At 50.7% G+C, this 18,564-nt stretch carries 15 protein-coding genes and 1 tRNA gene; 7 read left to right on the top strand and 9 right to left on the bottom strand.

Translation table 11 applies throughout. The annotated features are described in order from the left end of the window. Nucleotides 1-24: 24 nt before the first annotated feature. Nucleotides 25-3,564: a pyruvate:ferredoxin (flavodoxin) oxidoreductase gene (gene nifJ, locus PUE40_RS07390; RefSeq protein ID WP_277672371.1), complete on the top strand. Its 3,540-nt coding sequence runs from the start codon at nucleotides 25-27 to the stop codon at nucleotides 3,562-3,564. 4 nt (nucleotides 3,565-3,568) lie between these two features. Continuing rightward, nucleotides 3,569-3,736, top strand: coding sequence for a DUF896 domain-containing protein (locus PUE40_RS07385; protein ID WP_154554463.1), 168 nt, complete (start codon nucleotides 3,569-3,571; stop codon nucleotides 3,734-3,736). 63 nt (nucleotides 3,737-3,799) lie between these two features. Here PUE40_RS07385 and PUE40_RS07380 read toward each other — a convergent pair whose 3' ends face one another. The 3 genes from PUE40_RS07380 to PUE40_RS07370 are packed head-to-tail and all read right to left on the bottom strand — an operon-like array spanning nucleotide 3,800 to nucleotide 5,548. Beyond that, complete coding sequence (locus PUE40_RS07380; RefSeq protein ID WP_154554464.1) at nucleotides 3,800-4,054, bottom strand: TIGR03905 family TSCPD domain-containing protein; 255 nt, start codon at nucleotides 4,052-4,054, stop codon at nucleotides 3,800-3,802. A 42-nt stretch (nucleotides 4,055-4,096) separates the two neighbouring features. Next, nucleotides 4,097-4,672 (bottom strand): HD domain-containing protein, encoded by a 576-nt coding sequence (locus tag PUE40_RS07375; RefSeq protein WP_154554465.1) that lies wholly within the window; start codon nucleotides 4,670-4,672, stop codon nucleotides 4,097-4,099. A 57-nt stretch (nucleotides 4,673-4,729) separates the two neighbouring features. Continuing rightward, nucleotides 4,730-5,548, bottom strand: a complete 819-nt coding sequence (locus tag PUE40_RS07370) for a purine-nucleoside phosphorylase (protein ID WP_154554466.1) — start codon at nucleotides 5,546-5,548, stop codon at nucleotides 4,730-4,732. Between the two features lie 192 nt (nucleotides 5,549-5,740). On the opposite strand from PUE40_RS07370, the gene PUE40_RS07365 reads away from it, so the two are divergent. Both PUE40_RS07365 and PUE40_RS07360 read left to right on the top strand, forming a co-directional pair. Further along, complete coding sequence (locus PUE40_RS07365; RefSeq protein ID WP_154554467.1) at nucleotides 5,741-7,444, top strand: AMP-dependent synthetase/ligase; 1,704 nt, start codon at nucleotides 5,741-5,743, stop codon at nucleotides 7,442-7,444. Then, entirely contained in the window at nucleotides 7,428-9,242 is a 1,815-nt protein-coding gene (locus tag PUE40_RS07360) for an AMP-dependent synthetase/ligase (protein ID WP_277672370.1), read from the top strand. Before PUE40_RS07365 ends, PUE40_RS07360 begins: the two co-directional genes overlap by 17 nt. 101 nt (nucleotides 9,243-9,343) lie before the next feature. Here the strand turns inward: PUE40_RS07360 and PUE40_RS07355 are convergent, their stop codons facing one another. Genes PUE40_RS07355 through PUE40_RS07345 form a run of 3 tightly spaced genes read right to left on the bottom strand, consistent with a single transcriptional unit; the run spans nucleotide 9,344 to nucleotide 12,843 of the window. Further along, nucleotides 9,344-10,354: an aspartate-semialdehyde dehydrogenase gene (locus tag PUE40_RS07355; protein WP_154554469.1), complete on the bottom strand. Its 1,011-nt coding sequence runs from the start codon at nucleotides 10,352-10,354 to the stop codon at nucleotides 9,344-9,346. Nucleotides 10,355-10,367: 13 nt separating this feature from the next. Beyond that, nucleotides 10,368-11,690: an aspartate kinase gene (locus PUE40_RS07350; protein ID WP_154554470.1), complete on the bottom strand. Its 1,323-nt coding sequence runs from the start codon at nucleotides 11,688-11,690 to the stop codon at nucleotides 10,368-10,370. Between the two features lie 4 nt (nucleotides 11,691-11,694). Beyond that, complete coding sequence (locus tag PUE40_RS07345) at nucleotides 11,695-12,843, bottom strand: homoserine dehydrogenase (protein WP_277672369.1); 1,149 nt, start codon at nucleotides 12,841-12,843, stop codon at nucleotides 11,695-11,697. Between the two features lie 141 nt (nucleotides 12,844-12,984). Here PUE40_RS07345 and thrC point away from each other — a divergent pair, with 141 nt between their 5' ends. Further along, nucleotides 12,985-14,457: a threonine synthase gene (thrC, locus tag PUE40_RS07340; RefSeq protein WP_277672368.1), complete on the top strand. Its 1,473-nt coding sequence runs from the start codon at nucleotides 12,985-12,987 to the stop codon at nucleotides 14,455-14,457. A gap of 163 nt (nucleotides 14,458-14,620) precedes the next feature. Then, complete coding sequence (locus PUE40_RS07335; RefSeq protein ID WP_154554473.1) at nucleotides 14,621-15,535, top strand: selenium metabolism-associated LysR family transcriptional regulator; 915 nt, start codon at nucleotides 14,621-14,623, stop codon at nucleotides 15,533-15,535. Between the two features lie 81 nt (nucleotides 15,536-15,616). Here the strand turns inward: PUE40_RS07335 and selD are convergent, their stop codons facing one another. Together selD and PUE40_RS07325 are read right to left on the bottom strand one after the other, a co-directional pair. Then, a complete protein-coding gene (gene selD, locus PUE40_RS07330; RefSeq protein WP_277672404.1) occupies nucleotides 15,617-16,633 on the bottom strand; it encodes a selenide, water dikinase SelD in 1,017 nt (338 codons plus the stop codon). 105 nt (nucleotides 16,634-16,738) lie between these two features. Then, nucleotides 16,739-17,893, bottom strand: coding sequence for an aminotransferase class V-fold PLP-dependent enzyme (locus PUE40_RS07325; protein ID WP_277672367.1), 1,155 nt, complete (start codon nucleotides 17,891-17,893; stop codon nucleotides 16,739-16,741). Nucleotides 17,894-18,062: 169 nt separating this feature from the next. On the opposite strand from PUE40_RS07325, the gene PUE40_RS07320 reads away from it, so the two are divergent. After that, nucleotides 18,063-18,159 (top strand) — tRNA-Sec (locus PUE40_RS07320). A 180-nt stretch (nucleotides 18,160-18,339) separates the two neighbouring features. Here PUE40_RS07320 and PUE40_RS07315 read toward each other — a convergent pair. Continuing rightward, the coding region (locus PUE40_RS07315; RefSeq protein WP_277672366.1) for a hypothetical protein at nucleotides 18,340-18,564 on the bottom strand (225 nt) is incomplete at its 5' end.

The following is an 18,564-nucleotide window of genomic DNA, read 5'->3' as shown; positions in this document are numbered from 1 at the left end:
AAAAAATTGAAGGGGGTATTTACGATGGGTAAAAAAAGAATATTAAAAACCATGGATGGTAATACTGCGGCTGCACATGTAGCATATGCTTTCTCCGAGGTATCCGCAATATACCCCATTACACCATCGTCAGTGATGGCCGAAAACATAGATGCTTGGGCAAACCAGGGCCGGAAGAATCTGTTTGACCAAGAAGTAAAGATTGTAGAAATGCAGTCGGAAGGCGGCGCTGCCGGTGCCGTCCATGGTTCGTTAATTACCGGATCGCTAACATCTACTTATACCGCATCGCAGGGTCTGCTCCTGATGATTCCGAACATGTATAAGATTGCGGCGGAACGGTTGCCGGGCGTTTTTCATGTAGCGGCAAGAGCTATCACCACGCAGTCTTTGTCTATTTTTGGAGACCATTCGGACGTGATGGCCACCAGACAAACCGGTTTTACCATGCTGGCCTCTAACAGCCCGCAAGAAGTAATGGATTTGGCGGCAGTGGCGCATTTGGCGGCAATTAAGGCTAGCTTGCCGGTACTCCACTTCTTTGATGGCTTCAGAACCAGTCATGAACAGCAGAAAATTGAAGTATGGGATTACGATACACTGGGAAAGATGCTGGATTGGGATGCCGTTGCGGCATTCCGAAAGAAAGCACAGAACCCGAATCATCCGCACCTTATGGGTTCTGCGGAGCAACCGGAAACATTCTTCCAGCACAGCGAATCCAGAAATGAGGCATATCTGGATGCGGTAGAAACAGTTGCTTCGGTAATGGAACAGGTGAACAAAGAAGCGGGAACGGATTACAAGCCGTTCAATTATTACGGTGCGCCGGACGCCACCGAAGTAATCGTGGCAATGGGTTCCGTTTGTGAAACGGCAGAAGAAGTCGTGGATTATCTGAATGCGCAGGGACGCAAGGTGGGTCTGGTGAAAGTACACCTGTACCGTCCGTTCTCTTCCAAGTATCTGTCCGCAGCAATCCCGGTATCTGTTCAGAGAATCGCCGTGCTGGATCGAACCAAAGAACCGGGATCACAGGGCGAACCGCTGTATTTGGATGTGGTAAGTGCGCTGAAGGAACAGTCCCGCAGCGAAATTACCGTTTCGAGGGGCAGATACGGACTAGGATCCAAAGATACTCAGCCGGGAGATCTTATTGCGGTATACGACAATCTCGGTGCCGCAAATCCGAAAATGGAATTTACGATTTCCATCACCGACGATGTGACGCATCTGTCCTTGCCGAGAACCTGCAATCCGGTGGTTTCATCGCCATCCACGATTTCCTGCAAGTTCTGGGGACTGGGTGCCGACGGAACAGTGGGCGCAAATAAAAACAGCGTAAAAATAATCGGAGACAACACTGACAAATACGTTCAGGCGTACTTCCAGTACGACTCGAAGAAATCCGGCGGTGTTACCATTTCCCACCTGCGTTTCGGCGATGAACCGATTCGCTCCACCTATTATGTAAACAACGCAGACTTTATTGCCTGCCATAATGCATCCTACATGCATAAATATCAGATTGTGCAGGATGTCAATCCGGGTGGAACCTTCCTGCTGAACTGCAGCTGGAGTGATGAAGAATTGAATGCAGTACTTCCTGCATCGGCAAAGAGATACATTGCAGAGAACAATATTCGGTTCTACACCTGTGATGCGGTGGATATCGCCGTGAAACTGGGCCTGGGTGCTCGGAGAACCAACACGGTACTGCAGGCGGCCTTCTTCAAGCTGTCCGAAGTCATTCCAATTGATAAAGCGGTTGGATATATGAAGGAAGCGATTCGGAAGACTTATGGCCGCAAGGGAGAAGACATCGTTGCCATGAACTGCGAAGCGGTGGATGCCGGAATTACCCATGTTCATCAGGTAGAAGTACCGGAAGCGTGGAAGAATGCGGTTGAGGAACCGGCCGACAAGTCCGTAGAGACAGATCGACCGGACCTGAAACAGTACGTCGAAGAGATATTGATTCCGGACTCGGCAATGGAAGGAGATTCCATTCCGGTGTCTCGATTTGTAAAGACGAACGACGGAATGATTCCTTCCGGCACGGCAGCATTTGAGAAGCGAGGCGTGGCCATTTCCGTTCCGAAGTGGATTCCGGAAAACTGCCTCCAGTGTAATATGTGTTCCTTCGTGTGTCCGCACGGTGCAATCCGTCCGTTTGCGGTTACCGAGGATGAAGCGGCAAAGTCCGGTGCGGCTGCATTGGAAATGAAGGGAAAGGATGGAGACGGCCGGAAATTCGCTCTGGCAATCTCTTCCTATGACTGTGCAGGCTGTGGTTCCTGTGTCGAATCCTGCCCGGCAAAGAACAAGGCTCTGGAGATGGTTTCCTTCGAGTCTTCGGAATCCCAGGAGGAGCAGAAGGTTTTCGATTACCTGGAGAAGCATGTGGGCCAGGAAATCGGTGCGACGGAGGCAAAATCCGTTAAGGAAGTGGGCTTCCGGAAGCCGTATTTGGAATTCTCGGGTGCGTGCCCGGGATGCGGTGAGTCGCCTTATGCAAAGCTGGTAACACAGCTCTTTGGCAACCGCATGATTATAGCGAATGCCACCGGCTGCAGTTCCATCTGGGGCGGCAGTGCACCGAGCACTCCGTATACCGTTGATAAGAACGGAAGAGGTCCGGCGTGGTCCAACTCCCTCTTTGAGGACAATGCGGAATTCGGACTGGGCATGGCAATTTCGGTTCAGGCTCGTCGCAAGGAGCTTTGCAGTAAAGTTGCTCAGCTGGCGGCACATCCGGAGTGTGCGGAAGCCGCGGAAGCGTGGATGAATCATATGAATGACGGCATTGAGTCGGAGGTGACCGGCGATAACCTGCTGAAGGCAATTTCGGACTGCGAACTGCCGGAGGCGGCGTATGTACGGGAGAATTCCGATTTACTGGTAAAACCATCCGTATGGATGTTCGGCGGAGACGGCTGGGCATATGATATCGGTTACGGCGGTCTGGATCACGCACTGGCATCCGGTGAAAACATCAATGTACTGGTATTCGATACCGAGGTATATTCCAACACCGGCGGACAGGCATCCAAATCCACTCCGACAGGTGCGGTAGCACAGTTTGCCGCAGGCGGAAAGAAGAACGGAAAGAAAAATCTGGCACAGATGGCAATGGCGTACGGTTATGTATACGTGGCACAGATTGCGATGGGTGCGAACCCGAACCAGGCGATTCGCGCGATTCGGGAAGCAGAGGCGTATGATGGCCCATCCATCATCGTGGCATATTCCCCGTGCATTAACCACGGTATTCGTACCGGCATGAAGAATTCCATGCAGGAGATGAAGAAGGCCGTGGAATCCGGATATTGGAACCTGTTCCGCTACAACCCAACAAACGTTTCGGAGAAAAAGAATCCGCTGACCGTGGACAGCAAGGAACCAACCGTAGACTATAAAGACTTCCTGATGGGAGAAGTACGTTACAGATCGTTACAGCAGGCGGATCCGGAGAAAGCGGAAAGACTCTTTGATGAGGCTTCTGAAAATGCGAAGAACAGATATGACGCATTGATTCGCCAACGAAATTCTTTGGAGAAATAATTTTATGGAAAAAGAGAAAATCAATAGAATCAACCAACTGGCAAAACTATCGAAAGAGCGAGCGCTGACGGCCGAAGAAAAAAGCGAACAGCAGGAACTTCGGAAAGAGTTTATCAAAGAAATCCGTGCCGATGTACGGAGTCAGCTGGAGAGCATTGAAATCGTTGATTAAGTACAACAAAATGGACTGCCGATGCGGCAGTCCATTTTGTTGTACAAGCTTTTCTTTTCGCGTTTACGCCTGTTCCTGCATAGCCTTCAATGCTCTGGACAGCTGATCCGGACATGAAGTATCCTTGAAACCGCAGCGAATGCCGCTGAGGCGGTCAATGGCATTTTCCACGGTCATTCCTTTCAGAAGTGCGGAGATTCCCTGGAGGTTGCCGTTGCATCCGCCGGTAAAGCGAACGTCCTGAATGATGTTTCCTTCGGTTTCAATCTCGATAAGCTGGGAACAAACGCCCTGCGGTCTGAATGTAAACTGGTTCATGGTTGAATAATCCTTTCATAATAATTTGCGTTTGGAAATAACTTACAGGCCCAAAACATCCGAAATCTTCTTCATGGAATCCATCGCGATGAGGATAAACTCGTCGAAGGTGATGCCTGTTTCTTCAATGGCCATCATGAACTGACGGTTTGCACCCTTTGCGAAACGAGTTTCGTTGAAACGCTTCTTGATGGACTTTGGTTTAACGCTGGCCAGCTTTTTATCCGGATAAATCTGGGCAACGGCTTTCACGAATCCGCTCATCGGATCCGCCGCCAGAATGGCATACTGCAAAGTAGTGTGGGCGATTACGCCGGATTCCGGATTGTGTGCGCAGATGGCATCAATCAGAACTTGATCGTCGTAGCCTTCCTTCCGAAGAATGTCTCCGGAAACCGGTCCGTGAGTGGACATATCGTTCTTCCAGTCGCAAGTCTCTTCGTCCAGATCGTGAAGCAGACCCACAATGCCCCAATATTCTACATCTTCCGGTGCCAGGCGTTCTGCCAGCCCGCGCATGATGGCTTCCACGGCATACATGTGCACGATGTAATGATCCGCCTTCACATATTTGTGCAACAGCTCATTGGCTTTTTCTCTTGTCAGTGGTTCACTCATGATATAAATCTCCTTTTATAAAAATAATTTTTTGCAGCAACATCTTACAGCAGTCCATTAAACGTTTACGGCAATGTCCACGACGGTCCGGAAGGAATCCGCAATCTGTGCAGAAGCCTCCAGCACATCGGAGCCGCTGAGGGGTACCGGTGAAATTCCCGCCGCCGCATTGGCCAGCGCAGAAATGGCGATGATTTCCAGTCCGGCATGTTTTGCCGCGATGGCTTCCGGAACGCTGGACATGCCCACCGCATCGCAACCGATGGTATGGAGGAAACGAATCTCCGCTGGTGTCTCGAAGCTCGGACCGCTCATCATGGCATACACGCCTTCATATAATTCAATTCCGTCAGCCTGTGCTTCCCGCAGCACTTTTTTTCGCAGATCCCGATTATATACATCGGACATATCCGGAAAACGATCGCCCAATTCGTCCAAGTTCGGCCCAATAAGGGGATTCATACCGGACATATTCACGTGATCCCGAATCAGCATCAGATGACCCGGGCGAAAATCCGGGTTGATGGCACCGGAAGCGTTGGTGATAATCAAGCGGCGAATTCCCAGCAGTGCCATAACCTGAACCGGAAAAATGACGTCCTTCATGGAGTATCCTTCATAATAGTGAAAGCGTCCGGACATCACCAGGAGGGAATGACCGCCTTTGCGTCCTGCAAAAAGAACCCCTTTGTGGTTCGGGGCTGTAGAAGTGACAAAGCCGGGGATATCTCGATATGGAATCTCAACGGGATTCTCCAGAGAGTCGGCGTAGGTTCCCAGTCCGCTGCCCAGAATGATTCCCGTGTCCGGCAAATCTCCGGAAATCTGTTCTCTGATATATTGCGCCGCCTGTTTCAGCTGTTCCAATCGGTTCATCGCTTGCACCTCCTAATATTCTTTCAACTTCTAGATGTTACCACAATTCCTCATGTCTTTCAATCGGAAGAAAAGGGATTTGAGAAGGGGGAAAAGAACAAAAAGGAGGGTATCCCAGCAGAAAATGTGCTATAATTTAGTGATTGCAATTGTTGCAACAGACAGAGATTTGAAAAAGCAATGGGAGGATAGATGGAGACTTTTAAAGAATTGTTAGTACGGTCGGTCGAGCAGTTCGGAAGCGGAACTGCTTTTACCCTGAAGGAGGGGAAAGACCGTTATACGGACATCAGCTTTATTCGATTCTACGAAGAAGTGAAATCGCTGGCGACCGCTTTTATTTCCAGGGGATTCAGCGGCGAGCGGATTGCCGTTACCGGCAAAAATAGCTATCACTGGTTCATGGTGAACGCGGCAGCGCAGATTAGCGGATGCGTAACCGTACCGCTGGATAAGGAATTGAAGTATGGAGAGTTCGAACAGTCCCTGGAGCGGTGCAAGGCTAAGGTAATTTTCTTCGACAAGAAACAGGAGAAGGAGACCAAAGAAGCGATTCTTTCCGGAAAGACATCCATTGAGTTCGCATTCCCGATGTACGAAGCGGAGGACCTGGAGACGGTCACCACGCTGCTGGAAGAGGGAAAGGAACTGATTGGAGAGGGAGATGTGTCCGTGGATCATGTACAGATCAATCCGGATGCGGTATCCATGTTGATTTTCACTTCCGGAACCACGTCTCAGTCCAAGATCGTTATGCTGTCTCAGCGGAATATCTGTTCCAATGTGACCAACATGATTCGAATCATTCCGTTCAAGACGACGGATACCAATATCGCACTGCTCCCGTATCACCACATGTTCGGCTCCACCGGTCAGTGGGTGATGCTGGCGAACGGTGTTCGCACGGTGTACTGCGACGGACTGAAGTACATCCAGAAGAATCTGAAGGAATACGGCGTATCCGTATTTGTGGGTGTGCCGCTGATTATCGAACAGATGTACAAGAAAATCATGAAGACGGCGGAAAAAGAAGGCCTGGACGGCCGGATTCGTCGGTTCTCCAAGGTGACCCGTCTGCTGAATAAGGCGAAGATCGATATTCGGCGTCAGGTGTTCCACGGCGTGCTGGATGCGCTGGGCGGAAAGCTGCGCATGGTGGTTTTGGGTGCATCCGCGGCGGATCCGCAGGTCATTCAGGGCTTCAATGACTTCGGTGTGCTTTGTGTGCAAGGATACGGTTTAACGGAAACCGCACCGGTACTTACCGCAGAACGTCCGGACAAGCGGAAAGCGGGTTCCGTGGGAGTGCCGCTGGATAATGTGGAAATCCGAATCGACAATCCGGATGAAAACGGAATCGGTGAGGTCATTGCCAAAGGCGACAATATTATGCACGGCTACTACGACAACGAGGAAGCCACGGCAGCGGTTCTTCGGGATGGCTGGTTCCATACCGGAGACCTGGGATATATTGACAAATCCGGATATCTCTTCCTGAGCGGAAGAAAGAAGAACGTTATCGTACTGAAGAACGGAAAGAATGTTTTTCCGGAAGAGTTGGAGACAGAAATCTCCACACTTCCGTATCAGATGGAGAATATCGTCGTAGGACTTCCAAAGAACGGAGACGATCGGGATCTGGTGGTCGCCCTGAAGATTGTCTACGATCCGGAACAGTTTGCCGGTATGAGCAAAGAAGAAATTGAGAAGCGGATTCACGAGGATGTGGAGAAAATTAACGACCGCATGCCGCTGTACAAGCGCATCAAGCGAATCTTTGTAACGGATGAGCCGATGATTAAGACCAGCACCAGCAAGGTTCGCCGATTCCTGGAAATTGAGAAGATGCTGGAAGAGGAGAATAAAGATGGGGGAACACATGGAAAACAGATTTGATCATTATTGGTACACTGATATCCGTGAAATTGTCACACTGAAGGATATGTTGGCCGGAAGTGCGGATAAGTATGCGAAGAACCCGGCATTTTGGGTAAAAAGAAAAAAGGGCCAGCCATACAGCCCGATTTCCTACCGGCTTCTTCAGCATGACGTAAATGCCATGGGAACTTGCATGACGGAAATGGGATGGCAGGGAAAGAGAATCGCTGTGATGGGGCAGGGATGCTACGAATGGATTGTCACCTACCTTGCGGTCATGAACGGAATCGGCATTATCGTGCCGATTGACAAGGAGCTTTCCGGCCCGGAAATCGAGAACCTGCTGAGAACGGCGGAGTGCGATACGATTTTTTGCACCAAAGCGGAGTGCTCCAAGCTGAAGGGGCTTCCGTCCATCCGCAATCTGGTGGTGATGGATTTCTACGGAGATCGGCTGGATGAAGAGGAAGTGCCGGACGATTCCAATTTGAATTTGGAGAAATACGAAGGCTGGTTTGAACAGGAAGAGGAGAAGAAGGTGAATGTGACCTCTTGGAGGGAAATGCTCCGAGACGGCGATCAGCTTCTCAAAAGCGGGAAAGACGAATACCTGAAGGCCGAAGTGGACCCGGATGCCCTGGCGGTAATTCTTTTTACCTCCGGAACCACCGGAACCCCAAAGGGAGTGATGCTGAGCCACCGAAACATTACGGTGAACATCATGGACGTATGCCGAATCGCGCATGTCACCACGACGGACAAGACCCTGTCCATCCTTCCGATTCACCATACGTACGAATGCACACTGGGTATGCTTCTGGTCCTCTACCGAGGCGCCAGCACCGCATTCTGTGAAGGCATGAAATACATCACCCAGAACATGAAGGAAGCCCAGAACACGGTCATCATCGTAGTTCCGAGAGTGCTGGAAATGATTAACGACCGGATTCAGAAGGGCATTGAAAAGAGCGGCAAGGCGGACACATTCCAGAATATCATGGGCATGAACAAGAAGCTCCGGAAGATGGGGATCAACTTGAGCCGGACGATTTTCAAGAGCATTCGGAACGAGCTGGGCGGAAAGCTGCGCTTGGTCATCACCGGAGCGGCAGCGTTGTCTCCGACCATTTATCGGAATTTTGAAGATCTGGGAATTACGGTTTTGCAGGGGTTCGGCATGACGGAGTGCACACCGCTGATCTCCGGAACGCCGATGAGCGCGCCGAAGGAACGGTATCGAAAAGCCGGCTCCGTAGGCGTTCCGGTCAAAACCGGCGAGGTAAAGATTATCAACAAGGATGAGAACGGAATCGGCGAGATCCTTTTCCGCGGTCCGAACGTGATGATGGGATATTACAACATGCCGGAAGCCACCGCAGAGGTTCTGGAAGAGGATGGCTGGCTCCACACCGGAGACTTGGGCTTTATGGACAATGAAGGTTGGATCTACCTCACCGGCCGAAAGAAGAATATCATCGTGACTAAGACCGGCGAGAACGTGTATGTGGAGGAGATTGAGGAATACATCAATCAGAGCCCGTACATCGAGGATTCCATGGTATTCCCGTACGACAACAATGGCGAGGAAATCGTCGGCGTGCAGATTTTGCCGAATATGGAATATGTTCGGACAAAGCTGGGGTACGAGCCGGATCGGGAAGAACTGAAGGATTTGTACAAAAAGGTCATTCAGGAATTGAACCAGGGCATGGCGGTGTACAAGCGCATTCGTGCAGTATTCGTGCGAAAGGATGATTTCGTTCGCACCACCACAAGAAAAATCAAGCGCCACGAAAATCCGGTTCCGGAGGATTAGAGGGAGCGGGTCAATCCCGTTTCCGGACACGCATTGAAGCATCGTAAATACAAAAGGACCTGCCCGGCGGCAGGTCCCTTTACTTTATGAGATGGATTATTTTAATCTCTGGAAATCAGCAGCTGCGCAATCTGAACCGCGTTGGTTGCGGCACCCTTACGCACTTGGTCGCCGCAGCACCAAAGGTTGATGCCGTTCTCGCACACCAGATCCCTGCGGATGCGGCCCACGTATACCAGGTCCTGATCGCTGGTTTCAATCGGCATCGGATAGATGTTTTTCTCTGTATCGTCCTTCAGCTTGCAGCCTGCCGCCTCGGAAATGGCCTTCCGAACATCCTCCAGCTCCAGACGGTCCTTTGTGATGACGTTTGCGGAAATGGAGTGGGAACGCTCTACCGGTACCCGAACGCAGGTGCAGGAAACCTTCAGCTCCGGCAGGTGGAGAATTTTCCGGCCCTCGTTCTGAAGCTTCATCTCTTCCGATGTGTAGCCGTTCTCGCCGAATCCGCCAATCTGCGGAAGCAGGTTATACGCAATCTGGTACGGGAAAGTGCTGCATTCGATGTCCTTGCCCTCCAAAATATTGCGGCTCTGCTCATACATTTCCTTCGGTCCCTTGATGCCGGCACCGCTTACGGCCTGATAGGTGGAAGCGTAGAGCGCTTCAATCGGGGACAGACGGTTGATGGCGTTGATTGCCACCAGCGTGATGATGGTGGAGCAGTTCGGATTGGCGATGACACCCTTATGGGTGAACGCATCCTCCGGGTTGATTTCCGGAACCACCAGTGGGACCTCCGGATCCATACGGAAGGCGCTGGAATTATCGATGTAAGCCGCACCGGACGCCTTGATGGCATCCACAAATTTCTTGGAAATATCATTTTCGGCGGCACCCAGCACGATATTCATTCCTTCAAAAGCAGAATCCTTCGCTTCCTGAATGGTGACGCTGCCGTATTTCTCCGTCTCGATTACTTTCCCGGCGCTGCGGCTGCTGGCCAGAAGGCGCAGCTCCTGAATCGGGAAATCCCTTTCCTGCAGTACCTTTAGCATTTCCATACCTACGGCGCCGGTAGCACCCAGAATCGCAACATTGTATTTTTTCATTTGAACCTCTCCTTTATTTCGCAAAGCTTTCGTACAGAACCTGAATGGTCTTCTCAAAATCCTTCGTGAACACGCCCACCATAATGTTAATCTCATCGGAACTCTGCTCGATGGTGCGGATATTAATCCGGTTTGCACCCAGAGCACCGAAGATTTTGCCGGAAATGCCGGTGCGGTACGCCATCTGGCGTCCGACAATGGCAATCAGGCTGATATCATCCTGCACGTTGATGTCCGTAATCTGACAGTTCCGCTTGATATCGGAAATCAAATCATATTTCACCGGTGCCAGCTTGTCCGTCGGGACCACCAGGGAAAAGCTGTCGATACCGCTTGGAATCTGTGCAATCGGAATCCGATACTGTTCCAGAACTTCCAGCACGCGACGGATAGCCCCCACCGCATCGCTCATATTGGCCTTGTGTAGGCTGATGATAGAGAAGTCCTTCTTGCCGGTGATTCCGGTAATAAAACGGGACGTTTCCTCCGCATTGTCCGCTTCAAAGGATTCCCGAATGATGGTTCCCTCCGCTTCCGGATCGTTGGTGTTCCGGATATTAACCGGGATATCCTTCCGGCGAACCGGCACCACTGTATCCTCGTGAAGAACCGCTGCGCCCATATAGGACAGTTCCCGCAGTTCCGCATAGGTAACCCGGGAAATAGTCTTTGGATTAGAGACGATTCTTGGGTCCACCATGAGAATTCCCGTTACGTCCGTCCAGTTCTCGTAGATGTCCGCATCCAGAGAGGCGGCGGCAAAAGCGCCGGTGACGTCAGATCCGCCTCGGGAAAAAGTATGAATCTGGCCGTTCGGAAGGGAACCGTAGAAGCCGGGAACCACGATCCGGTTGTATACATTGTATATTTCCTGGAGCTGCTGCTCGGTTTTTTCGTAATCCACTTTTCCATCGTATCCAAAGGCCACCCAGTCGGCAGAGTCCACGAAATGGTATCCCAGATATTCCGCCATCAGCTTAGCGTTCAGATATTCACCTCGAGAAACCAAATAGTCCACGGACATGTTTTTCGTCATCTTGCTTCGGATTTCCGCAAGCTCGGAGTCCACGTCCAGCGTCAGTCCCAGCTGATCGCGGATCTCCCGATACCGGGCGGAAATCATCTCGAAGATTGGATCCGGTGACACGTCGTATTTGAGGTGGGCTTTGCAGAGATACAGCAAATCCGTGATTTTATTATCGTCGGAGGTTCTTCTTCCCGGTGCGGAGACCACAACCACCTTGCGGGCATCATCGGATTCCACGATGTGTTTCACCTTGGCGAACTGCGCGGAATCGCTGAGGGAGGATCCTCCGAATTTAGCAACTTTCAGCATATTTTTACTCCTTGTAGCCGGCGACAAAAGCATTTTCGTATCGGGATGCCAGTGCATGGGCGTCCGAAACGGTCATCGGCTTCGTTGTGATATAACGATACGAATTTCGAACCTGTTCCGAAGCAATCGGCTCTTCAGGGAAAGAGGCGCCGGCCGCAATTCGGAAATAGTACGGATGACTGGTCTTGGTGTTGTCCACCTTCGATGGCGCCGGTCCCGTGGAAGCGGACGGGCTGAATGAAATGCCGTCTTTGATATCGATGATATCGTGCACCAGAGAGGTGCCTGTCGGCATCTTTCCCGCTCCCTGACCGTAGAAGCTGAGCGGACCTACGTTCTTTCCGGTAAGGCTAACCATGTTGTAATTAGTACCAACGCCGGATTCCAACGCTGCGGAGGTGAGTAGGGTTGGCTCGACATACGCGCTGACTGTATCGCCCTGAAGGGACGCGTTCATCAGAAGACGGCAGGTGAGGCCGTTTTCATTGAAAAATGCGATGTCCTCTGCCAGAATATGGTGAATGCCCAGAACCGGTACCGAATCCTCCGGGATGACCGTGCCAAAAGCAAGGTTGGCAGAAATCACACATTTCCGCTGGGTATCCCAGCCCTCGATATCCGCTCCGGGATCGCTCTCCGCATAGCCCAGCTCCTGTGCGTCCCGGAGAACTTCCGCGAAATCCAATCCTTTGGTATGCATGAGATCCAGAATGTAGTTGCAGGTACCGTTCACGATGCCGTGTACTTCTTCAATGGTGTCGCACCGTCCGGCTCGCTGCAGATTGTACAGCCACGGAATGCCGCCGCCGGCAGAAGGGGTGAATCGGAACTGAACACCGTTCTTCCGGGCACAGTTTTCCAATTCTTCGAAGTGAGCGCTGACCAGTGCTTTGTTGGCGGTAACCACGTGTTTTCCGTGCTCCATGGCCCCCAGCACGTATTCCAATGCAGGATGGATGCCACCGATACATTCTGCTACCAGATCGATATTCGGATCGTTCAGAATATCGTCGATATCTTCTGTCTGCAGGTCCGCATATTCCGGCTTCGGCCGGCGAACCAGGATGCGAGTCACTTCCAGGTCGATGGCAGATTTCACCGCTTCACAGGCACCGCTCCCCACGGTTCCCAAACCTAAAATTGCAATATTCATATGCATCTCCATTTCATTCATTATCCAGTGAAAAAGGTTATTTTTATGTAAAATGTCATAAAATTAACCAAACATACTTGTTTTCATACCATAAATAATGTATCATAATTACATAATTTTTACAATAAAAAGGATGAGATAATGATAAAATATTTAAGCACAAGAGACAACACGCATACGATTACTTCTTCTCAGGCCATCATCAACGGATTGGCAGAGGACGGAGGACTGTATATTCCGGAAAATCTGGAAGATTTGAAGCTGGATTACCACGAAGTGATTCAGCAGGATTATCCGGGAATGGCCGAAACTGTTTTCGGAAAATTCTTCTCGGATTTTGATGATGAAACGATTGAGAAGGTTGTTTCCAGAAGCTACACCGGAAAGTTTTCGACAGAAGAAATCACTCCGTTGGCAAAGGTGGAGGACGCTTTCGTACTGGAACTGTATCACGGTCCGACTTGTGCGTTCAAGGATGTGGCGCTTTCCGCACTCCCGAATCTGATGGTGGAATCCATGAGAATGAATGATTTTCAGGATGAAATTTTGATTCTCACCGCTACCAGCGGAGACACCGGCAGTGCGGCACTTCATGGATTCTCGGACGTTCCGGGCACAAAGATTATTGTTTTTTACCCGGAAGGCGGCGTGTCGGAAACCCAGCGTCTTCAGATGGTGACGCAGGACGGAAAGAATACCTGTGCCGTGGCGGTTCGCGGGAACTTCGACGATGCCCAGAGCGGGGTGAAGAAGCTGTTCCGTGAGATTCCGAAGCCGTGCGACGGAGTATCCCTGTCCAGTGCCAACTCCATTAACATCGGCCGGCTGGTGCCGCAGGTGGTATACTATTTCTCCGCATATCGCCAGCTTCTGGACATGGGCGAGATTCAAGACGGAGACAAGGTGAACTTCGTAGTTCCTACCGGAAACTTCGGTGATATTATGGCGGGATATTTTGCCCGGGAGATGGGCCTTCCGGTGGGCCGCCTGGTATGTGCATCCAACAGCAACGATGTGCTGCGGGAGTTCCTGGAAACCGGTCACTATAACCGGAAGAGAGACTTCCACAAGACCACATCTCCATCCATGGACATTCTGGTATCCAGCAACCTGGAGCGTCTGCTCTGCTTCGTGTGCGGCGTGGAGCGGACGAAGATTTACATGGATCTTCTGGCGAAACAAGGCGAATACACGATTACGGAAGACGAATTGAAGAAAATCAACGAGGTATTCAGCGGTGTGGCGTGTGATGATGCGCGGGGAGCAAAGGCAATCGGCGATGTGTTCCGGGCGGAGCATTATCTGATGGATACCCATACGGCAATCGCTTGGGCAGCCTATGAGGAATGCCGGGATAGGGGCGAGGAATGGACAAAGGATAAGACCGTGGTTCTTTCCACGGCATCTCCGTACAAGTTCACCCGTGCGGTTCTGGCGGCTCTGGGTGAAGAAGAGTGCCCGACAGATGAAGAGTGCATGCAGAAGCTGAAAAAGGTGACACAGGTGGAGGCACCGGTGCCGCTGCAGGGAATTTTTGAGCGGCCGATCTGCCACACCGATGTAATCGATGTGCCGGATATGAAGAGCTATGTCGTGAAGCATGCCGAAAAGTAAAAACATCTATGCGATAAAGATGTAGATGTATAGAAAAAATCTATAGAAAAACAGGACCGGATTAAACTACCGTTTCGGTCCTGTTTTTATGTTCCTTGAAATCCGCTAAGAAATTGAGTAGAATGGAGTCAATGGAGTTATAGATAGAAAGAATAGGGATGATATGGATTTTAAACAGATTGAAGCTTTTGTAAACGTGGTCCGGTATAAGAGTTTCAGCCGAGCTGCAGATGCGACATTCTTTACGCAGCCTACTATTAGCACGCACATCAGCATCTTGGAGAAGGAGCTGGGGACGAAACTTCTGGATCGGAAGGGACGTATTGTGGAAATGACACCCCAGGGGCGTCAGTTCTACAAGTATGCGGTAGAAATGGTGAACACCCGGGCACAGGCGATTGATGCGCTGGACAAGGATAGCGATAAGGTGGAGGGGGTTCTGGAACTTCAGACTTCATCCATTCCTGGAATTACTTTTCTTCCGGAGATGTTGGCGGGATTTCGCAAAGAACATACGAAGACCATGTTCTATGTGGATCAGTCCGATAGTGCGACTGTAGCGGGCAACATCTGCGAGCGCCGAGGCGAACTTGGTTTTGTGGGGGAGAAGGGGAACAACCCGAATCTGGAATACAACAAATTGTTCTCCGACCGCTCGGTACTGGTGGTGCCGAACGGCATGTTCACGGATTCAGAGGAAGTGGATATTGAAGAAATTGTGGGGCTGCCGTTTATCTGGAGAGAAAACGGTTCCGCAACGCAGAAATCCTTCGAGGATGCGGTGATACGAAAGGGTTACGATCGAACCAGTTTCGAAGTGGTGGCAATGTTCAACGATTTGGATGCGATTATTCGCTCCGTGGAGTCGGGATTGGGAGTGTCCATCCTGTCGGAACAAACCGTGGCGAAGCTGAGTTCACCGGGCATTCGTGCGGTGAATATCAACGGTTTCAATGCGAACCGGGATTTCTACATGATCAACATGAAGAGCGTGGCGCTGTCTCCGGTGGCGGAATCCTTTAAACAGTACGTTCTGGAGAGACGGCCGGCAGGTGGTCGAAAGAGAAATAAGAAATAATGTATGTTTTTTCTCATTGATGTGTTTTCCATATAAAAAAAGGTGTGGCTTATGCCGCACCTTTTTTCGTATAGAATATATTTATTTGTTGAGAATTTCGATGGCGTGGGAGGTGCGCTTCTTGAAACGTCCGATCACGGCGTTCTGGCAGCCCTTTTCCCCCAATTGATACTGCAGCCTTTCCAACTCGTTCTTCTTGCAGGCAATGAGGAGACCGCCGGAAGTCTGCGGATCGTACAGGCAGTCCAGGCGTTCCTGAGGCACCCGAATGGTGTAATCCATCACGTCTTTTTCCAGATAGGACATGTTGTTGTGGGCGCCTGCCGGAAGGATTCCGTCGGCGGCGAATTCCAAAGCTCTGTCAAAAATAGGAATGCGTTCGGCATAGAGCTCCAAAGTGACGTTTCCGGCTTTGGCCATCTCCGCGGCGTGACCGATCAGACCGAAACCGGTGATGTCCGTGCAGCCATCTACTTTTACGCCCTGCATTCCTTCATAGCCGTACTTGTTCAGCTCCGCCATGGTGCGGTTCATTTCCGCATCTTCTTCCGGCGTGAGCAAATCCACCTTTGCGGCAGAGGTAAGAATGCCAATGCCGATTTTCTTGGTGATTACCAGATAGTCTTCTTCCTCGGCGCTGTTGCTGAGAATATCGTCCGGATGGGCGAAACCGGTGACGCTGAGGCCGTACTTCGGCTCGTCGTCGTTGATGCTGTGACCCCCTACAATCATGGCACCGCACTCGTTGACCTTCTCGTTTCCTCCCGCGAGGATGGCTTCCACCGCATCAATCGGAAGACAGTTCGGGAAGGTGAGCAGGTTCATGGCCAGCTTCGGAGTACCTCCCATGGCGTAGATGTCGCTGAGGGAGTTTGCCGCTGCAATCTGACCGAACATATATGGGTCGTCTACAATCGGCGGGAAGAAGTCGATGCTGTTAATCAGTGCAACGTCATCGGAAACCCGATAGACGCAGGCATCGTCACTGCTGTCGAATCCGACCATTACGTTCGGATCTTTGATTTTCGGCAGATTGGAAAGAATATCGCTTAGGACTCCCGGCCCTACTTTAGCGCCTCAGCCGCCGGCGCTGGTCATTTCTGTCAGCCGTACCTTCTGAGGAATCCCCGGAATCGGGCAGGCCATTTTTTCGTTGTTACTCATAGACAATTTAACTCCTATAGTTTTTTTCAATAGTTAAAATTACTCGTTGGATTCCTGTGCATATTTGCGGATGGCTTCAATTGCCGTGTCGATTTCTTCCTCCGTGTTGAACGGTCCGATGGAGAATCGAACGGTTCCTTCCGGGAAGGTGCCCAGGGATTTGTGGGCCAGTGGGGCACAGTGCAGTCCCACCCGGGTCATGATGCCGTATTCCTGCTCCAGCTGAAAGGCAATCATGCCGTTATCGCCATTGAGAAAATCCACGGAAACCACTGCGACTCGGCCTTCCTCCGTCGGCATACCCGCAATGCGGATTCCCTCCACATCCCGAATACCGTCCAGCATTCTTTTTACCAGTTTCTGCTCGTGTTCGTGAACCTCCTGCTGATGCTCCGCCAGCCAGCCGACGGATGCGTGCAGTCCAAAAATACCCGGCAGGTTCATGGTTCCGCTTTCGAAACGGTCCGGCAGTTCCTCCGGCATCTCCGCCATATCGGAATGGCTTCCGGTTCCTCCGGAAATAATCGGGGTTAATTCTCCGGTTATCGCCGGGTTCAGGAGAAGGGCCCCGATGCCCTGAGGTCCCAGCATGGATTTGTGTCCCGGCAGGCTGAGACCGTCGATGTGGCAGGCTTTCATGTCAATCGGCACGTTTCCTGCAGTCTGGGCGGCATCTACGAAGAAAAGAACATTCTTCTCGTGACAGCGCTGTCCCACCTCCCGGATAGGCATCAGCGTGCCGCTGACGTTGGATGCGTGAACCATCACCACTGCCCGAACGGACTCATCAATCATGGCCAGGGCTTCTTCCAGCTTCAATTCTCCGCGCTCATTGCACGGCATATAGCCTACTTCAATCAGGCCTTCCTGCTCCAGCTGATATGCCGGGCGGTACACGGCGTTGTGTTCCATGCCGGAAATCAGAATCTTATCGCCTTTCCGGGCAAGTCCCTTAATCAGGAAATTCAGGGAATAGGTGTTGCCCGGCGTGAAAATCGTGTACCGGGAACCGTAACCGTTCATCATTTTGCTAATCATCTCTCGGGTTTCCAGCACAACACCGGCAGCGGAGTAGGCCTTGGCGTATCCGCCGCGGTTGATATTGCTGCCAACATTTTTTATATAATCGTATACTGCATCTCCCACAACATCCGGCTTCGGATAAGATGTGGCACCATTATCCAAATAAATCATAGTGTCCTCCTTCGCATAACATACCAAAATACATACTATATTAATAGGAAATAAAAGTCAAACATGATACTTCCTCAAAGATAGCTTACTCGGAAAAAAATGATAGAACAAATTTGTTTTTTCTATTGCGTTATAGCCCTAACAATGATAAAATCTATAGCTGTGTTACGGGAGTAGATAGGTGCTGGTGTGCCTTACGGTCTTCAAAACCGCTATGTGGCGTTAGGAGCGTCATGGGTGGGTTCGATTCCCACGTACTCCCGCCAATAAATCCTTGATATTGTTGAGATACAAGGGAATGAATGTGACGTAAATGCATGGAGTGTAATCGGCTGTAGCCCGATGGACTCCATGTTTTTTTTGTTCTCTCACCGGCTTGTGCGTGTGGAATGGTGTGACGTCGGGATTCTTATTTTAAGCATAAAGACATCATGGCAAGGTGAGCTTCAAATCAATTCAGCGGATTTAGAATCAGCTTCTTTGGGTGGAAATTGAAAATGTAATTGATTGAGAAGCAAAAAGAGAACAGCAATGGTGAATTGAAAAAGTAAGTTCCAGTTCAGCAAAAAACTTTCAGCTTTGCAAAAGTAAATTCTGGTATGGGGGGTAAAATTAGAGTAAATAGTGAAAATACCGTGCAAATATGGCGAATACGGAAGGATAGTTTGTAA

This window comes from Mogibacterium kristiansenii (genome assembly GCF_029224645.1).
Classification (GTDB): domain Bacteria; phylum Bacillota; class Clostridia; order Peptostreptococcales; family Anaerovoracaceae; genus Mogibacterium_A; species Mogibacterium_A kristiansenii.
Note: the sequence above shows the minus strand (reverse complement) of the source record. Positions and strands in the feature narration are given on the sequence as shown.

Coding starts and splice junctions, on each gene's coding strand:
- nifJ (WP_277672371.1), top strand. CDS start 25: ATGGGTAAAAAAAGAATATTAAAAACCATGGATGGTAATACTGCGGCT.
- PUE40_RS07385 (WP_154554463.1), top strand. CDS start 3,569: ATGGAAAAAGAGAAAATCAATAGAATCAACCAACTGGCAAAACTATCG.
- PUE40_RS07380 (WP_154554464.1), bottom strand. CDS start 4,054: ATGAACCAGTTTACATTCAGACCGCAGGGCGTTTGTTCCCAGCTTATC.
- PUE40_RS07375 (WP_154554465.1), bottom strand. CDS start 4,672: ATGAGTGAACCACTGACAAGAGAAAAAGCCAATGAGCTGTTGCACAAA.
- PUE40_RS07370 (WP_154554466.1), bottom strand. CDS start 5,548: ATGAACCGATTGGAACAGCTGAAACAGGCGGCGCAATATATCAGAGAA.
- PUE40_RS07365 (WP_154554467.1), top strand. CDS start 5,741: ATGGAGACTTTTAAAGAATTGTTAGTACGGTCGGTCGAGCAGTTCGGA.
- PUE40_RS07360 (WP_277672370.1), top strand. CDS start 7,428: ATGGAAAACAGATTTGATCATTATTGGTACACTGATATCCGTGAAATT.
- PUE40_RS07355 (WP_154554469.1), bottom strand. CDS start 10,354: ATGAAAAAATACAATGTTGCGATTCTGGGTGCTACCGGCGCCGTAGGT.
- PUE40_RS07350 (WP_154554470.1), bottom strand. CDS start 11,690: ATGCTGAAAGTTGCTAAATTCGGAGGATCCTCCCTCAGCGATTCCGCG.
- PUE40_RS07345 (WP_277672369.1), bottom strand. CDS start 12,843: ATGAATATTGCAATTTTAGGTTTGGGAACCGTGGGGAGCGGTGCCTGT.
- thrC (WP_277672368.1), top strand. CDS start 12,985: ATGATAAAATATTTAAGCACAAGAGACAACACGCATACGATTACTTCT.
- PUE40_RS07335 (WP_154554473.1), top strand. CDS start 14,621: ATGGATTTTAAACAGATTGAAGCTTTTGTAAACGTGGTCCGGTATAAG.
- PUE40_RS07325 (WP_277672367.1), bottom strand. CDS start 17,893: ATGATTTATTTGGATAATGGTGCCACATCTTATCCGAAGCCGGATGTT.